At 45.5% G+C, this 16,905-nt stretch carries 15 protein-coding genes and 1 other annotated feature; all 15 genes read left to right on the top strand.

What is annotated here, in order from left to right; all coding sequences use genetic code 11:
* The first annotated feature begins 238 nt into the window (after positions 1 to 238).
* The gene (locus tag TY49_RS14135; protein ID WP_041966553.1) at positions 239 to 523 is read left to right on the top strand and encodes a hypothetical protein; all 285 of its coding nucleotides are present in this window, start codon (positions 239 to 241) and stop codon (positions 521 to 523) included.
* A gap of 363 nt (positions 524 to 886) precedes the next feature.
* Positions 887 to 1,348, top strand: a complete 462-nt coding sequence (locus tag TY49_RS14130) for a CtsR family transcriptional regulator (protein ID WP_041966552.1) — start codon at positions 887 to 889, stop codon at positions 1,346 to 1,348.
* Positions 1,349 to 1,375: 27 nt separating this feature from the next.
* Positions 1,376 to 1,921, top strand: coding sequence for a protein-arginine kinase activator protein McsA (mcsA, locus tag TY49_RS14125; RefSeq protein WP_041966551.1), 546 nt, complete (start codon positions 1,376 to 1,378; stop codon positions 1,919 to 1,921).
* 3 nt (positions 1,922 to 1,924) lie between these two features.
* Positions 1,925 to 3,007, top strand: a complete 1,083-nt coding sequence (gene mcsB / locus TY49_RS14120) for a protein-arginine kinase McsB (protein WP_041966550.1) — start codon at positions 1,925 to 1,927, stop codon at positions 3,005 to 3,007.
* A gap of 4 nt (positions 3,008 to 3,011) precedes the next feature.
* Entirely contained in the window at positions 3,012 to 5,450 is a 2,439-nt protein-coding gene (gene clpC / locus TY49_RS14115; RefSeq protein WP_041966549.1) for an ATP-dependent protease ATP-binding subunit ClpC, read from the top strand.
* Positions 5,451 to 5,814: 364 nt separating this feature from the next.
* Positions 5,815 to 7,194, top strand: coding sequence for a DNA repair protein RadA (gene radA / locus TY49_RS14110; protein WP_041966548.1), 1,380 nt, complete (start codon positions 5,815 to 5,817; stop codon positions 7,192 to 7,194).
* A 4-nt stretch (positions 7,195 to 7,198) separates the two neighbouring features.
* The gene (disA, locus tag TY49_RS14105; RefSeq protein WP_041966547.1) at positions 7,199 to 8,272 is read left to right on the top strand and encodes a DNA integrity scanning diadenylate cyclase DisA; all 1,074 of its coding nucleotides are present in this window, start codon (positions 7,199 to 7,201) and stop codon (positions 8,270 to 8,272) included.
* 250 nt (positions 8,273 to 8,522) lie between these two features.
* Positions 8,523 to 9,620 (top strand): PIN/TRAM domain-containing protein, encoded by a 1,098-nt coding sequence (locus TY49_RS14095; RefSeq protein WP_041966545.1) that lies wholly within the window; start codon positions 8,523 to 8,525, stop codon positions 9,618 to 9,620.
* A gap of 469 nt (positions 9,621 to 10,089) precedes the next feature.
* Positions 10,090 to 10,785, top strand: coding sequence for a 2-C-methyl-D-erythritol 4-phosphate cytidylyltransferase (gene ispD, locus TY49_RS14090; protein ID WP_041966544.1), 696 nt, complete (start codon positions 10,090 to 10,092; stop codon positions 10,783 to 10,785).
* Positions 10,786 to 10,827: 42 nt separating this feature from the next.
* Positions 10,828 to 11,310, top strand: a complete 483-nt coding sequence (gene ispF, locus TY49_RS14085; protein ID WP_041966543.1) for a 2-C-methyl-D-erythritol 2,4-cyclodiphosphate synthase — start codon at positions 10,828 to 10,830, stop codon at positions 11,308 to 11,310.
* A gap of 85 nt (positions 11,311 to 11,395) precedes the next feature.
* On the top strand, positions 11,396 to 12,853 hold the full coding sequence (gltX, locus tag TY49_RS14080) for a glutamate--tRNA ligase (protein WP_041966542.1): 1,458 nt from the start codon (positions 11,396 to 11,398) through the stop codon (positions 12,851 to 12,853).
* Positions 12,854 to 12,921: 68 nt separating this feature from the next.
* Positions 12,922 to 13,155: a binding site (T-box leader), on the top strand.
* Positions 13,156 to 13,398: 243 nt separating this feature from the next.
* The gene (gene cysE, locus TY49_RS14075; RefSeq protein ID WP_041966541.1) at positions 13,399 to 14,085 is read left to right on the top strand and encodes a serine O-acetyltransferase; all 687 of its coding nucleotides are present in this window, start codon (positions 13,399 to 13,401) and stop codon (positions 14,083 to 14,085) included.
* Positions 14,075 to 15,472 carry a cysteine--tRNA ligase gene (gene cysS, locus TY49_RS14070; RefSeq protein ID WP_041966540.1) on the top strand — a complete coding sequence of 466 codons (1,398 nt, stop codon included), beginning with the start codon at positions 14,075 to 14,077 and terminating at the stop codon, positions 15,470 to 15,472. The genes cysE and cysS overlap by 11 nt, the downstream gene beginning before the upstream one ends.
* A 3-nt stretch (positions 15,473 to 15,475) precedes the next feature.
* A complete protein-coding gene (locus TY49_RS14065) occupies positions 15,476 to 15,880 on the top strand; it encodes a Mini-ribonuclease 3 (protein WP_041966555.1) in 405 nt (134 codons plus the stop codon).
* Positions 15,881 to 16,176: 296 nt separating this feature from the next.
* Complete coding sequence (gene rlmB, locus TY49_RS14060) at positions 16,177 to 16,905, top strand: 23S rRNA (guanosine(2251)-2'-O)-methyltransferase RlmB (RefSeq protein WP_041966554.1); 729 nt, start codon at positions 16,177 to 16,179, stop codon at positions 16,903 to 16,905.

Raw genomic sequence — 16,905 nt, 5'->3', positions numbered from 1 at the left:
AGAAGTAGTGGCACCTTTAGACAAGCAGGTGCTTGTTGCCTCTAAACTCCTAGTGCGTTGATCCAAGAAGGATTAACGCTTTTTTTGTGGAATTTATTTAACAATCAGAGCACATTTCTTATCTTCCCAGTTACTCTGCGATCATTGTAAAGATCTAATTACTTTTTAGTTTTTTTAAAGAGTGATTGGGATAACAGGTCAGATTCATTGATATGAAAAGACTAATAGGAGGAACGAAATGAGTAAGCAATTAAATTTCTGGTCATTCATCTTTTCAACAATCTTGATTTTACTATTTTTTATAGTTTCCTTCACAGGGCCTATTGATTACTACATATTAGGCATGCATCCATTCGTTCTGCTTTTATATGTAACCTTGCTGACTTTTATAACAGGGCTTACAGGGATGGCAGGTATGGAAGAGTGGAAGAGTATGGCCAGGAGTTTTTCGACGATCATCCTGACTTTAGGGTTATCTGCATTTTTAGCTATCGTTATATTTTTTGGCAATTTATTAAGTTAGTGGTAGCACTTATACAGGCACAGTTGAGTTCCTCAGAAAATAAAATATACCAGCATTTAGCATCTTCGTGAAAGAATGCTTACGTAATATAGATGAAAATTGCTGGTCACATTGCCAATCTAACCAATTAGGCACCGACTCCTTCGCATTAAAGCTGGTCCTGAACAAATTTTTCATTGATGTGTCCAGATACAAGTTTCCACATGTTACAAAATGGGTATAATAACCAACACACCCCTTATTGTCATGTTTTGGCATACATAATTTTGACGAACATAATTCAGGATGCATTCATTGCAACGAAAAAAAGTTTTTTGTATAATTAAAGTCAAATATAGTCAAAGTCAGATTGGGGGAGGTTTAGTGAGGAATATATCGGACATCATAGAACATTACCTTAAGCAGGTTTTAGAAATGAGCGATAAAGACATCGTTGAAATTAAGCGAAGTGAGATCGCCGATAAATTTCAGTGCGTGCCGTCCCAGATCAATTATGTCATCAATACAAGGTTCACGATTGAACGGGGCTATCTTGTTGAGAGTAAACGGGGTGGCGGCGGCTACATCCGTATCATCAAAGTCCAGGCTTATGATCATGCACATTTGATTGATGACTTACTGTCTTTGATTCAGATTCGAATTTCGCAAAGCAGCGCTGAGCATGTCATCTTCCGCCTAGTAGAGGAAGATGTAGTGACTGACCGCGAGGCAAAAATCATGCTGAGTGTGCTCGACAGGTCTGTCCTGTATATAGAGCTGCCGCAGCGTGATGAACTGCGTGCGAGAATGTTGAAGGCCATGCTGATGGCGTTGAAGTATAAATAATATCAAAGCAGATAAAGAGGTGAGGGCATGATCTGCCAAGAGTGTAATCAAAGGCCGGCAACGCTGCACTTCACGAATTATTCAAATGGTGAAAAAACAGAATTGCACTTGTGTGAAATATGTGCACAAGAAAAAGGCGAACTGTTTATGATGAACAACGGCCCTGCTTTTTCTATCAATAGCTTACTTGCCGGATTATTGAATATGGAACCTGCTTTTCCGGAACAGAAAAAAGAATTTGAAGCTGAGCAAGTTGCCCAGTGCCCGCAATGTTCGATGTCGTTTCCGCAGTTTGTGAAAGTAGGCCGGTTTGGCTGTGCGACTTGCTATGATGCTTTTCGCGAACAGTTGACCCCGATTGTAAGGAGGCTCCATAGTGGTAATTCCATGCATAATGGGAAAATCCCTAAAAGAGTCGGCGGGGACCTTCATGTAAGGAAGACAATCGATCAGCTTAAGCAAACTATGAAAAGCCTGATTTCTGCAGAGGAATTTGAAAAGGCTGCTGAGACAAGGGACCAGATCAGGGAACTTGAAAGGAAATTGTCAGCAGGTCAAGAGGGAGGGGAGTAGCCTTTGTCATTGGAGAAGTTTATCAATCAGGCTGTCAGCTCCTGGATGAGTGATGATGGACCTGATTCAGATATCGTCCTTAGCTCTCGCATCCGTTTTGCAAGGAATCTTGATGAATATAACTTTCCGACGCTGTTCACCAATGGAGAGGCGGAAGCAGTGGTAGGTACGATCATGGAGCGTGCCAGTAATACATCAATAGCTGCCTTCGGTCAGTTGGAAATGATCAAAATGGATGAAATTCCGCCTTTGCAGAAAAGGGTGTTAGTTGAGAAACATCTGATCAGTCCGAATCTGGCAGAAAACTCCGTTCATGGTGCAGTCCTTCTATCTGAAAATGAAGAAGTGAGCATCATGATCAATGAGGAAGACCACATCAGGATTCAGTGTTTATTCCCTGGCTTCCAGCTAAGTGAAGCACTAAAGACTGCCAATGAGATCGATGACTGGCTTGAGGACTATGTCAATTATGCGTTTGATGAGAAGTTCGGCTATTTGACCAGTTGTCCTACTAATGTGGGTACGGGCCTGAGGGCATCGGTGATGATGCACCTGCCTGGTCTTGTTTTGACACAGCAAATGAACAGGATTGTCCCGGCGATTAATCAGCTTGGTTTGGTGGTAAGAGGTATTTACGGCGAGGGCAGTGAAGCGCTCGGCAATATTTTTCAAATTTCGAACCAAATTACACTCGGAAAATCGGAAGAGGACATCGTAGACGATTTAAAAAGTGTCGTAAGCCAGATTATATCTCAGGAAAGGTCAGCGCGGGAAGCATTAGCGAAGACTTCGAACATACAATTAGAAGACAGAGTGTTTCGATCATATGGGACACTTGCCAATAGCAGAATCATCGAAACGAAGGAAGCCGCCCGCTGCCTTTCTGATTTAAGGCTAGGTATAGATATGGGCTTTATAAAAAATATATCAAAATCGATACTGAATGAATTGATGATATTAACTCAGCCTGGGTTTTTGCAGCAATATGCGGGAGGACCATTAAGACCGAATGAACGGGATATCCGCAGGGCTGCTTTAATAAGAGAACGATTGAAAATGGAAACAAAAGACGAGTCAGGAGGATGATCTTATGATGTTTGGACGATTTACCGAGAGGGCACAAAAAGTATTGGCACTCGCACAGGAAGAGGCAATCCGCCTTGGACATAACAATATCGGTACAGAACACATCTTGCTTGGCCTTGTGCGTGAGGGAGAGGGCATTGCGGCAAAGGCGCTTTATGGACTAGGGCTTGGAGCGGAGAAAATCCAGAAGGAAGTTGAAAACCTGATTGGCCGCGGCCAGGAAACTTCCCAGACAATCCACTATACACCTAGAGCTAAAAAGGTCATCGAGCTTTCCATGGATGAGGCAAGGAAGTTGGGCCATTCCTATGTCGGCACAGAACATATCCTTCTCGGATTGATCCGTGAGGGAGAGGGCGTGGCTGCAAGAGTGCTGAACAACCTTGGTGTAAGCTTGAACAAAGCGCGCCAACAGGTTCTACAGCTGCTTGGAAGCAATGAAACTTCAGGTCATCAGGGAGGCGGAACGGCTAATGCCAATACTCCGACACTTGATAGCCTTGCAAGAGACCTTACAGCTATCGCTAGGGAAGGCAGCCTTGATCCGGTCATCGGCCGTGCTAAGGAAATCCAACGTGTCATTGAAGTGTTAAGCCGCCGGACGAAGAACAACCCTGTATTAATCGGGGAGCCTGGTGTAGGTAAAACAGCGATTGCTGAAGGATTGGCACAGCAAATTGTGAATAACGAGGTACCGGAAATCCTCCGTGACAAGCGAGTCATGACTCTTGATATGGGAACTGTTGTTGCGGGAACAAAGTACCGCGGTGAATTTGAGGACCGTCTGAAAAAAGTAATGGATGAAATTCGCCAGGCCGGAAATATCATTCTTTTCATCGATGAGCTTCATACACTGATCGGTGCTGGAGGAGCAGAGGGTGCGATTGACGCGTCCAATATCCTAAAGCCTTCATTGGCTCGTGGCGAACTTCAGTGTATCGGAGCGACCACACTTGATGAATACCGCAAATACATCGAAAAAGACGCTGCGCTAGAACGACGTTTCCAGCCGATTACTGTTGATGAGCCAACTGCGGAAGAGTCAGTGCAAATTTTGAAGGGGCTTCGTGACCGCTATGAAGCTCACCACAGAGTATCAATTACAGATGAGGCAATTGATGCGGCAGTAAAATTATCTGATCGCTACATCTCCGACCGTTTCCTGCCGGATAAAGCGATTGACTTAATTGATGAAGCTGGTTCGAAGGTTCGCCTGCGCTCTTATACCACTCCGCCAAACCTTAAGGAGCTTGAGGTGAAGCTGGAGGAAGTACGCAAGGAGAAGGATGCTTCTGTCCAAAGCCAGGAGTTTGAAAAGGCTGCTTCATTAAGAGATACAGAACAGCGTCTTCGCGAACAGCTTGAAAATACGAAGAAATCATGGAAAGAAAAGCAGGGCAAGGAAAACAGTGAAGTGACAGTGGAAGACATCGCTCATGTGGTGTCCAGCTGGACGAATATACCTGTTTCTAAGCTTGCGCAAACCGAAACAGACAAACTGCTGAACCTTGAGGAAATCCTTCATTCCCGTGTTATTGGCCAGGATGAAGCAGTTAAAGCAGTATCCAAGGCAGTAAGGCGTGCTCGTGCAGGCTTGAAGGACCCGAAACGTCCTATTGGTTCATTCATCTTCCTTGGACCAACAGGTGTTGGTAAAACAGAATTGGCAAGAGCATTGGCAGAGTCCATGTTTGGCGATGAAGATGCGATGATCCGCGTCGATATGTCCGAGTACATGGAGAAGCATTCGACATCACGTCTTGTCGGTTCACCTCCAGGCTATGTCGGATATGATGAAGGCGGCCAATTGACTGAGAAGGTCCGCAGAAAGCCATATTCCGTCATCCTGCTGGATGAAATTGAAAAAGCTCATCCAGATGTGTTCAACATTTTGCTGCAGGTCTTAGAGGATGGCCGATTGACTGACTCCAAGGGCCGGACAGTCGATTTCCGCAATACAATCATGATCCTTACATCCAATGTCGGAGCTGAGGCGTTGAAGCGGAATAAATATGTTGGTTTCAATATCCAGGATGGCGAACAGGATTACAAAGATATGAAGGGCAAAGTGATGGAAGAACTGAAAAAGGCGTTCCGTCCGGAATTCCTCAACCGTATCGATGAGATCATCGTCTTCCACGCACTTGAAAAGCCACATTTGAAGGAAATTGTGACATTGATGTCCGATCAGCTTGTGAAGCGCCTGAAAGAACAGGAAATCACACTAGAGCTGACAGAGGCAGCAAAAGAGAAGATTTCCGAGGAAGGATACGATCCGGAATACGGCGCACGTCCGTTACGCAGGGCGATCCAGAAGCATATCGAAGACCAGCTGTCTGAAGAATTGCTCAGAGGAACTGTCCTTACCGGGCAAAATGTCGTCATTGACGTTGAAAATGGCGAATTCGTCGTCAAGACTCCAGAAGGATCGACAAAAGTTTAAAATGGCTTAACATGTTATCAAAAGGGGTATACGTACTAAAAATACGTGTACCCCTTTTTTTCTAATAACTTATTATTCAATTTGGTTTCACAAGTTTTATTTGCACAATCCCTCGTAAGAATCCCGGTGCCTATTTAGGTTGCGGAAGCTGATTTGCAAGAAAACAGCCTTTCTGAAAAAAAAGTTGGAATTGCGGCATCTGGATATGAACATAATTTAATTGAAGAAGTATACATGTTGATTCATGACCTCAAATAAGCCTAGTAGAAAAAAATACATAGGTACTTCAGTCGCTATCATTTCTTTTATTACTTGTTTGGCTTTATTATAAAGATAATAACTTTTTTATTGAGAGGCTAAGAAAATGGCAAAAAGAAAAACAAAGTTCATGTGCCAGGAATGCGGCTATGAATCTCCGAAATGGATGGGGAAATGCCCGGGATGCGGGCAATGGAATAAGATGGTCGAGGAAGTGGAAAGCACTGGCTCGACAAGAAGAGGAGCGTTTGCCAACACAGGGAATACGGGTGTTGCCGCAAAGGCGACTCCGATCACCAGTATTGAAACAATCAGCGAGCCGCGGATTACGACAGACTTGAATGAGTTGAACCGCGTACTTGGCGGCGGCGTTGTCAGGGGTTCGCTTGTGTTGATTGGCGGGGACCCTGGTATCGGTAAATCGACGCTTTTGCTTCAGGTATCTTACCAGCTGGCGAAAAAGGCTCATTCAGTCCTATATATTTCAGGTGAGGAGTCGATGAGGCAAACGAAGCTGCGCGCAGACCGTCTTGGAGTAACATCGGATAACCTGCTTGTTTATTCGGAAACAAATCTACAAGAAATCAGCCTGACAATTGAAAATACAAACCCGGATTTTGTCATAGTGGACTCAATCCAGACCATATTCCACCCGGAAGTGACCTCTGCCCCGGGGAGCGTGTCACAGGTAAGGGAATGTACAGCTGAGTTAATGAGGATTGGGAAAACAAAGGGGATCGCGATTTTTATCGTTGGCCATGTCACAAAGGAAGGCTCTATCGCCGGACCAAGACTGCTAGAGCATATGGTCGATACAGTTCTATATTTTGAAGGGGAAAGGCACCATACGTACAGAATCCTCCGGGCTGTCAAAAACCGTTTCGGCTCCACGAATGAAATGGGTATTTTCGAGATGAAGGAAATGGGTCTTGAAGAAGTGGCAAACCCCTCGGAAATTTTTTTAGAGGAAAGATCCCAGGGAGCTTCAGGTTCAACGGTTGTAGCCTCGATGGAAGGAACACGACCAGTATTGGTTGAAATCCAGGCGTTGATCTCGCCAACAAGCTTCGGGAACCCAAGGCGGATGGCTACCGGAATCGACCATAACCGCGTGTCGCTGCTGATGGCGGTGCTGGAGAAGCGTGTAGGGTTGCTGCTGGCTAACCAGGATGCTTATTTGAAGGTCGCCGGCGGAGTGAAGCTGGATGAACCGGCAATCGATCTTGCGGTGGCTGTTAGCATTGCTTCAAGCTTCAGGGATAAACCGACCCGCGCTACTGATTGTATCATTGGCGAGGTGGGTCTGACTGGGGAAGTAAGGAGAGTCTCGAGGATTGAACAGCGCGTCCAGGAAGCGGCGAAGCTTGGCTTTGAAAGAATTATTTTACCGGAGAATAATCTTGGCGGATGGACTCCTCCACGGGGTGTTGAGCTTATCGGGGTATCATCTGTCAGCCATGCATTAAAAGTCACCTTGGGAGGTTGATGGATTGGAACACAAAGAGCTTGAAGAAAAAGGGTTAGGTGAAATCCTTCAATTTATCGCTCCAGGTACGCCTCTAAGGGATGGAATCGATAATGTGCTCCGGGCCAAGACAGGTGGATTAATTGTGTTTGGATACAATGAGAAAGTGAAAAACCTGGTCGACGGCGGTTTTGAGATCAACTGCAGGTTCAGTCCCAGCTATCTCTATGAACTGGCGAAGATGGATGGCGCAATCATCCTGAATGAGACGGGAAGCAAAATCTTATTCGCCAACGCCCAGTTAGCTCCTGATACGGGAGTACCCTCTACTGAGACAGGGATGAGGCACAGGACAGCGGAACGTGTAGCAAGGCAGACGAAGGCACTCGTTATCGCAATTTCCCAGCGAAGGAATGTCATTACCCTGTACCAGGGACACCTTCGCTATGCCTTGAAGGAAATCGGTGTCATCTTGACGAAGGCGAACCAGGCAATCCAGACGCTGGAAAAGTATAAAGTCGTCCTTGAACAAAGCATTACCAATCTGGGAATCCTCGAATTTGAGGACCTTGTTACATATAATGATTTGCTTCAGGTTATCCATCGTTTTGAAATGGTATTAAGGATCAAGACAGAGCTATTGACATATTTGAGTGAGCTCGGACTCGAAGGCCGGCTGATCCGGCTGCAAATGCAGGAACTATTATCTGAAATGGAAAAAGAAGCATTGCTTGTCATCAAAGATTATTCAGCAGAATCAGAAGTGAAGGCAGAAGAAGTGATGGCTCGTTTCCAGGAGCTTTCAAAGGCCGGTGTCATCGAGGATTCTACCATCCTTAAGCTTCTCGGGCATCAGGGATATGTGCATATGGATGAATTCATCTGTCCTCGAGGATATCGGATGCTGAATAAAATCCCGCGGCTGCCAATGATCATTACTGAGAATTTGATTAAACGTTTCAGCAAATTCAAGAATATGATTTCAGCTTCCGTTGAAGAACTGGATGATGTAGAGGGCATTGGCGAAGTAAGAGCCCGGAAAATCAAAGAAGGCTTTAAACTCATCAGGGACCAGCTGATGGCGGACCGCCAAATGTAATCCCAAACATTGGCGGCCTGCTTTTAATTGACACATGCATGCCCCGATGCTACTTTAAAGATGAGATTTACTCCTATAGAGATTATGGCAATCTTGCTGTATTTTTGTCATTTTAATTGTACAAAATACGTAACCTTTGCCAGGGTAAATTCGTATAATCATTTGGGTGTTTATATTTAAAGAAAATGTTTTCATTACGAGGGTTTCAAAATTTGGAAGTTGTTTATAATGAGTAAAAGGAGGTGAAAGGATGTTAAGACGTATCATTCAAGCCTGCTTCCTGATCATTGGGGGAACGCTTGGTATATTCTTAATTCCTGATTTATTATCATTAATGAACGCGGGAGACATGACTCTCATCAATAATCCTTATGTTACTGCTGTTTTGGGCGCACTTATTTTTTATCTTCTTACTTTTTGGGCCGTAGATCCTGTGACCAATTTTGTGAAGTGGGCTGAAGAGTCGCTGATCAAGGCACCAATTACAGATGTCCTCTTTGGCAGTGTCGGACTTTTCTTTGGTTTGCTGGTGGCATTTTTAGTAGGATTTGCGCTTAATGCAATCCAGGTGCCTGTTGTGAATACAGTCGCACCGACACTTCTGACACTTTTATTTGGATATCTTGGATTCCAGGTCGGTTTCAAGAAGCGTGATGAACTGCTTGGTTTATTTTCAAGGTCAAAGAAGAAGGGCACTGAAGAAGAAGCCGATAAAGAACAAGAAACTCGTGCAAGAGAGTGGAAGATACTCGATACAAGTGTGATTATTGATGGCAGGGTTGCTGATATCTGCCAGACTGGGTTCCTTGAAGGCACTATCGTAATCCCGCAGTTTGTCCTCGAAGAATTACAGCATATCGCTGATTCTTCTGACGTGTTGAAGCGCAATCGCGGACGACGCGGATTGGACATCCTTAACCGTATTCAAAAGGAACTTAAGATCAAGGTTGAGATTTATGAAGGTGATTTCGACGACATCCAGGAAGTCGACAGCAAGCTTGTAAAGCTGGCAAAGCTGACAAATGGTGTTGTCGTCACGAATGATTTCAACCTGAACAAAGTATGTGAATTGCAGAAGGTTGCCGTGCTGAATATCAATGACCTCGCAAATGCGGTAAAACCAGTTGTCCTTCCTGGAGAAGAATTGAGCATTCAGGTAATCAAGGATGGCAAGGAACATAATCAGGGCATTGCGTACCTTGATGATGGCACAATGATCGTAGTCGAAGAAGGCCGCGATTATATCGGAAAGCGTATCGATGTACTTGTAACAAGTGTGCTGCAAACATCAGCTGGCAGGATGATTTTCGCTAAGCCGAAACTATTGGAAAAAAGCATAATCAGTTGATCCATCCCCGGATGGACCAAGCCTTTATGGGCAGTTGATTCCCGCTTCCTTCATTGACTCATTGAAGGCGTGAAGCAGGGCCTCGACTGCCCGTTTATATGTATTACACTTATAGAAATGTCTAGCTCTAGCACTTGTGTGTGCTGACCAAGGCGCTTGCGCTTTTCGTACCTAAATAAGAGAGTATTACTTTTTTAACTTAGATTAGTGTCTAGCTCCAGCGCCTAGCCCCTCGAGTCGCTTGTCTAGTTCGCCTCCTAGAAACTCCGAAACTTCAACTCCGCCGGCAGAAGCAAAAAACGCTTCTTTGTCGGAGTCTCCAGTTTCTGCGTTTCTGGGCAGTCGGCTACACATTTCGATTTCGGTCCTGCCAATAAAGTCAAGAACGACTTTACTGTCAGGCCCTCCAGCGCTTGTCGGGGCTGATCAAGGCGCTTGCGCTTTTCAATGGAGATAGGAGTTTTTCGTCATGCCTTATCAGGTCATTATTCCGGCTGCGGGTCAGGGAAAAAGAATGGGAGCAGGAAAAAACAAGTTGCTGCTCACTTTGGAAGGTGTCCCGATCCTGATCCATACACTTAGGGTGTTTGAAGCAGATGCTGAATGTTCAGGCATCATTCTAGCCATTAACCCGAGTGATGAGCAAGAGTTTAAGTCTTTATTGAAGGAATATGGTATACATAAAGTATCTTCGCTTGTCACTGGCGGCAAGGAACGCCAGGACAGTGTATATAACGGGCTGAGGGCAGTCCATTCAATCGATGGGGTCGTGCTGGTCCATGATGCTGCCCGTCCATTCATCAGACTAGAAACCATCCGCAATCTCGTGGAGGCCGCTAGCAAGGATGGCGGGGCAATCGTGGCTGTTCCTGTTAAAGATACCATCAAGAAAGCGGACGACGGCAGGGTAGCTGAAACAGTTGAGCGTTCAAGCTTGTGGTCAGTCCAGACCCCTCAGGCTTTCCGTGCTTCCGTATTGCTTGAGGCCCATAACAAGGCAATGAGGGAGCAATTCATCGGTACAGATGAATCAAGCCTAGTCGAACGGATCCCACATCATGTCAGCATCATTGAAGGGGACTATGATAATATTAAGCTGACAACACCAGAAGATTTATATTTTGCCGAAGCGATTCTGCGCAAGCGGAAGGAATCAGGTGTTTGATAGAGTATATAAACCCAGCAACTTTAAAAGGAGTAATTCATTATGTTTCGTATTGGACAAGGTTTCGATGTACATCAATTGACCGAGGGCAGGCCGCTGATCATTGGCGGAATCACGATTCCATATGAAAAGGGGCTTCTTGGCCACTCTGATGCCGATGTGCTTTTACATACGGTAGCTGATGCATGCCTTGGAGCAATCGGCGAAGGAGACATCGGCAGACATTTCCCGGATACTGATCCTGAATTCAAGGACGCTGATTCAGCTAAATTGCTTGAACATGTATGGAAGATTGTGAAGGATAAAGGATACGAGCTTGTTAACATTGACTGCACGATTATCGCACAGCAGCCTAAGATGGCACCGCATATCGAAGCCATGCGTGAAAGGATTGCAGGCTTATTGGAAGGCGCCCCTGACCAGGTGAACGTCAAGGCGACAACAACAGAAAAGCTTGGTTTCCCGGGGCGGGGAGAAGGTATCGCTTCCCAGGCAACCGTGTTGTTAAAGCAGACTGAGAAATAAATCGCAGGCAGCTTGATAAGCCACTTCCGCTTTATATATCGATAGTGATACAATAATGGACAGCTATATTAGAGGAGGATTCACTATGTCATCAGATATCCGAGTGCGTTATGCGCCGAGTCCGACTGGACATTTACATATCGGGAATGCCCGTACAGCACTATTCAACTATCTATTCGCACGCAACAGGGGCGGAAAGTTCATTATCCGCATTGAAGATACAGATAAAAAACGCAATATAGAAGGCGGAGAGCAAAGCCAATTGAAGTACCTTCAGTGGCTTGGAATCGACTGGGATGAGAGTGTCGATGTTGGCGGCGATTATGGACCGTATCGCCAATCAGAACGAAACCACATATATGAAAAGTACAATCAGGAGCTTTTGGAAAAAGGCTTTGCCTATAAGTGTTATTGCACGGAGGAAGAGCTGGAAGCTGAGCGCGAGGAGCAGTCTGCACGCAATGAAACTCCTCAATACTCAGGACGCTGCCGCAATCTTACAGCAGAACAGAAGGAACAGTTTGAAATTGAAGGTCGCCAGCCGAGCCTTCGTTTCAAGGTGCCTGCAGGCAAAATCCTTAAATTCGATGATATGGTAAAAGGTGAGGTTAGCTTTGAGTCCGACGGGATGGGTGATTATGTCATCGTCAAGAAAGATGGCACGCCTACTTATAACTATGCGGTTGTCATCGACGACCATTTGATGAAGATTTCCCACGTGCTTCGCGGGGATGACCACATTTCCAATACACCGAAGCAGCTTGTGATTTACGAAGCGTTTGGCTGGGAGCCTCCGGTATTTGGCCATATGACTTTGATCGTCAATGAAAGCCGCAAGAAGCTGAGCAAGCGTGACGAATCAATCATCCAGTTCATTGAGCAGTATGAAGAACTTGGCTACTTGCCTGAAGCGTTGTTTAACTTCATCACCTTGCTCGGATGGTCGCCATCAGGTGAAGAGGAAATCTATTCAAAGGATGAATTCATCGAGATTTTCGACCCGGCAAGACTTTCAAAATCTCCTGCGCTCTTTGACCAGCAGAAGCTTGCATGGATGAACAATCAATATATGAAAAAAGCTGATCTGGACCGTGTTGTCGAGCTAGCACTTCCGCATCTAGTTAAGGCTGGAAAGGTCAGCGAGAATCGTACAGAGGAAGAAGATGCTTGGGTTCGCGGCCTCATTTCCCTATACCATGATAAAATGAGCTTCGGAGCGGAAATCGTTGAGATGTCGGATTTGTTTTTCCGCGCTGAGGTAGACTATGATGAAGAAGCAAAAGAGGTCCTTGCAGGTGAACAGGTTCCAGAAGTGCTGAATGCTTTCCTTGCGGAGATCGATAAGCTTGAAGAGTTCAAGGCTGATGGAATCAAGGCAGCGGTCAAGGCAGTCCAAAAAGGAACTGGCCATAAGGGTCAGAAGCTGTTCATGCCAATCCGTGCGGCTGCCACAGGGCAAACTCATGGACCAGACCTGATGCTTGCAATGGAACTGATCGGCAAAGAAAAAGTGATGGAAAGAGTCCAGACGCTTTTAGGCTAATAACTTTTTTAAGCTATTTTAGTTAACAGAAATACAAAAATGTAATATAGTAAGAGTAATTCTATATAACCAAAGTGTTGAAGAGGAAAAGTAGAAGAATGACGCTTATTAGAGAGAACCATCACCGGCTGAAAGTGGTTCAGGCCTCTCATTTTTCGAAATGCGCCTCGGAGTCCCTTTGCGAAAAGGCAATCAGTGCCTGAGTAGTATCGGGCGGGTCCTCCCGTTAACAGGTGAAAGTTGAGGCTATTGCTTAAGGTAGCCTAAACAGAGTGGAACCGCGCATATCAAGCGTCTCTGTCGTATACGACAGGGGCGCTTTTTTATATGGTGTCTGGCGAGCAAGTTGGATAATGTGCCCGAAAAATGAGGGACCGCCACTTTACGGTCACATAAACTAGGAATATGTGCCCGAAAAAGCAGGAAAGCCATCGTTACGGTCACATAAAGGATTTTATAAGGCTAAATAATTAAATTTCGGCTTTATGGGTGCTCACTACTGAGCAAAAGGGCAATAACAATTTATTAAGAAGGAGGATTTCACCATGTTTAAGATGATGAAGGAAGACATAGATGTTGTTTTTGATCAAGATCCGGCTGCCAGGAGCGTGCTGGAAGTGGTTTTGACATACGCAGGCCTGCATGCGATATGGTCCCATCGTTTGGCACATGCTTTTTACAAGCGGAAGTTTTATTTTGTCGCAAGGGCCATTTCGCAAATCAGCCGTTTTTTCACGGGAGTTGAAATCCATCCGGGAGCCAAGATAGGCAGACGTTTTTTCATCGACCATGGAATGGGTGTCGTCATTGGTGAGACGTGTGAGATCGGGGATAATGTGACTGTGTTCCAGGGAGTGACCCTGGGCGGTACTGGCAAGGAAAAGGGCAAACGCCACCCGACTGTTAACGACAATGCTCTTATTGCGACCGGCGCGAAGGTTTTAGGTTCGATCACGATTGGGGAGAATTCTAAAGTGGGCGCCGGGTCGGTTGTCCTGAAGGATGTACCTCCAAACTCCACGGTTGTTGGCATCCCTGGAAAAATCGTCATCCAGGATGGCGTAAGAGTCAAGAAGGACTTTAACCATCGCGATTTGCCTGATCCTGTTGCAGATCGATGCAAGGAAATCGAAATGGAATTGGTTAAATTGAAAAAAGAACTAGAATTAGTCAAATTACATGAAGTACTTGAAGTTGCGAAGCAAGGAAGGGGCATGGAAAATGGGAATTAAGATCTATAATACACTTACTCGTAACAAGGAAGAGTTTATCCCGCTAGAAGAGGGAAAAGTGAAAATGTATGTTTGTGGTCCTACCGTTTATAACTATATTCACATCGGAAATGCCCGCCCGGCCATCGTTTTTGATACGGTCCGCCGCTATCTTGAGTTCCGCGGCTATGATGTAAATTATGTTTCGAACTTCACCGATGTCGATGACAAACTGATTAAAGCAGCAAATGAACTCGGGGAAGATGTACCGACAATCGCGCAACGATTCATCGATGCTTACTTTGAGGATGTCCATGCACTCGGCTGCAAGACAGCTGATGCACACCCAAGGGTAACGGAAACAATGGATTTGATTATCGACTTTATCAGCGCGCTGATTGAAAAAGGCTTTGCCTATGAATCAGGCGGAGATGTGTACTACCGCACGAGAGAATTCAAAGAATACGGCAAGCTTTCCCATCAATCCATTGAAGAACTGAAGGTTGGAGCAAGGATCCAGGTTGGGGAAAAGAAACAAGATGCGCTTGACTTCGTGCTTTGGAAGTCGGCAAAGGAAGGCGAGATTTCTTGGGATAGTCCTTGGGGCAAAGGCCGTCCAGGCTGGCATATTGAGTGCTCTGCGATGGCCCGTGAATATCTTGGAGATACGATCGATATCCATGCTGGCGGACAGGATTTGGCCTTCCCGCACCATGAAAATGAAATCGCTCAGTCAGAGGCGTTGACAGGACAGACATTTGCCCGCTACTGGATGCATAATGGATACATCAATATTGACAATGAAAAGATGTCCAAGTCACTTGGCAATTTTGTCACAGTTCATGACATCATTAAGCAGATTGACCCACAGGTATTAAGATTTTTCATGATTTCAGTTCATTACCGGAATCCGATCAATTACAGCCAGGAGCTGCTTGAAAAGACAAAGGCTGCTTTCGAGCGCTTGAAAACATCTTACCAAAATCTGAAGCACCGACTCGGAGCAAGCGCTAATCTTACTGATGACAACCAGGGTTGGCTGGATAAAATCGCTGGGCTCCGTGAGCAGTTCATCAAGGATATGGATGATGACTTTAACACCGCAAATGGCGTATCCACTCTGTTTGAACTTTCAAAGCTATCTAATCTGTACTTGATGGAGAAAAACACTTCCGAGGAAGTAATTAACGCTTTCATGAAGGAATTCGAGATTTTGTTTGGCGTTCTCGGCTTGTCGCTTAAAGATGAGGAATTGCTTGATGAAGAAATCGAAGCCTTGATCGAAAAAAGAACTCAGGCTCGCAAGGACAGGAACTTCCAGCTGGCAGATGAAATCCGTGACCAGTTGAAGGAAATGAATATCATCATCGAAGACACTCCGCAAGGCATCAGATGGAAAAGAGGCTAAATGATGCTGCATTACGAACAAAAAGTAGATGAAAAACAACTGAATAGCCTAGCGCTTGCCTACATGGGTGATGCCGTATATGAACTGTATGTCCGGCATCACCTGCTGCAAAGCGGCAAGGTTCGGCCAAATAAGCTGCATAAAGAAGCAACCGCTTATGTATCGGCAAAATCGCAGGCGAAATACCTCCACAAGCTGATCGAAATGGAGAAGCTGTCCGAAGCGGAAATGACGATTGTAAAAAGGGGCCGGAATGCGAAGTCAGGATCCGTACCGAGAAACACCGACGTGCAAACTTACCGGTACAGCACAGCATTTGAGGCATTGATCGGTTCTCTATATCTGGCAGGTAATGAGAAACGGATCGAAGAACTGATTACTACAATATTTGCACTTGCTGAAGAATAGAAGGGAGGAAAGATTCCATGAGCCAGAAACAAAGCCGGAACAATAGTGAAAAACCAGTTGCTGACAAGAAGCGCAAACCAGCTCGGAACCAGGATCAAAGACAGGATGATAAGCCAAAGAACAGACCAGCCAGAGGCCAGGACCAGAAACATGAGGCAAGGCGTGACCAGAAACATGAGCAAAGACGTGACCTGAAAAACGAGCAAAGACGCGACCGCAAACATGAGCCAAGGCGCGACCAGAAACATGGGCAAAAACCTGACCAACTTCAAGAACAAAACGAAAACCAGGATTACATAATCGGAAAAAACCCGGTAATCGAAGCCTTGAAATCGGAGCGTGACATTAACAAAATCTTGATAGCGGAGGGCTCTCAGAGCGGACAAATGCAACAGGTAATCGGGATGGCGAAGGAAGCCAATGTCATCGTCCAATTCGTCCCGAAAAAGAAAATCGACCACCTTGCCGATGGAAATCACCAGGGTGTCATCGCCCAGGTCGCAGCCTATGAATATGCGGAGATCGATGATTTGTTCGCGGCAGCGGAAAAGAAAAATGAGGCTCCTTTCTTTTTGCTCCTCGATGAAATTGAGGATCCACACAATCTTGGTTCCATCATGAGGACAGCTGATGCCTCAGGGGCTCACGGGATTATCATTCCTAAAAGAAGAGCTGTTGGGCTGACAACTACAGTTGCAAAATTATCAACTGGTGCCATCGAATATATCCCGGTTGCGAGAGTCACGAATATGGCGCAGACAATCGATGAGTTGAAGGAACGCGGTGTCTGGATCGCTGGAACGGATGCATCGGCAAAACAGGATTTTCGTCAAATCGATGGAACTTTGCCTCTTGGCCTGGTGATCGGCAGCGAGGGTAAAGGAATGGGCAGGTTGATCAGGGACAAGTGTGATTTTCTTTTAAGTCTTCCAATGGTTGGACATGTTACTTCCTTGAATGCATCAGTTGCCGCGGCACTCTTGATGTATGAAGTTCACCGCAAACGTCATCCGCTAGGGGAATAG

Source organism: Mesobacillus selenatarsenatis SF-1 (assembly GCF_000813125.1).
Classification (GTDB): domain Bacteria; phylum Bacillota; class Bacilli; order Bacillales; family Cytobacillaceae; genus Mesobacillus; species Mesobacillus selenatarsenatis.
Note: the sequence above shows the minus strand (reverse complement) of the source record. Positions and strands in the feature narration are given on the sequence as shown.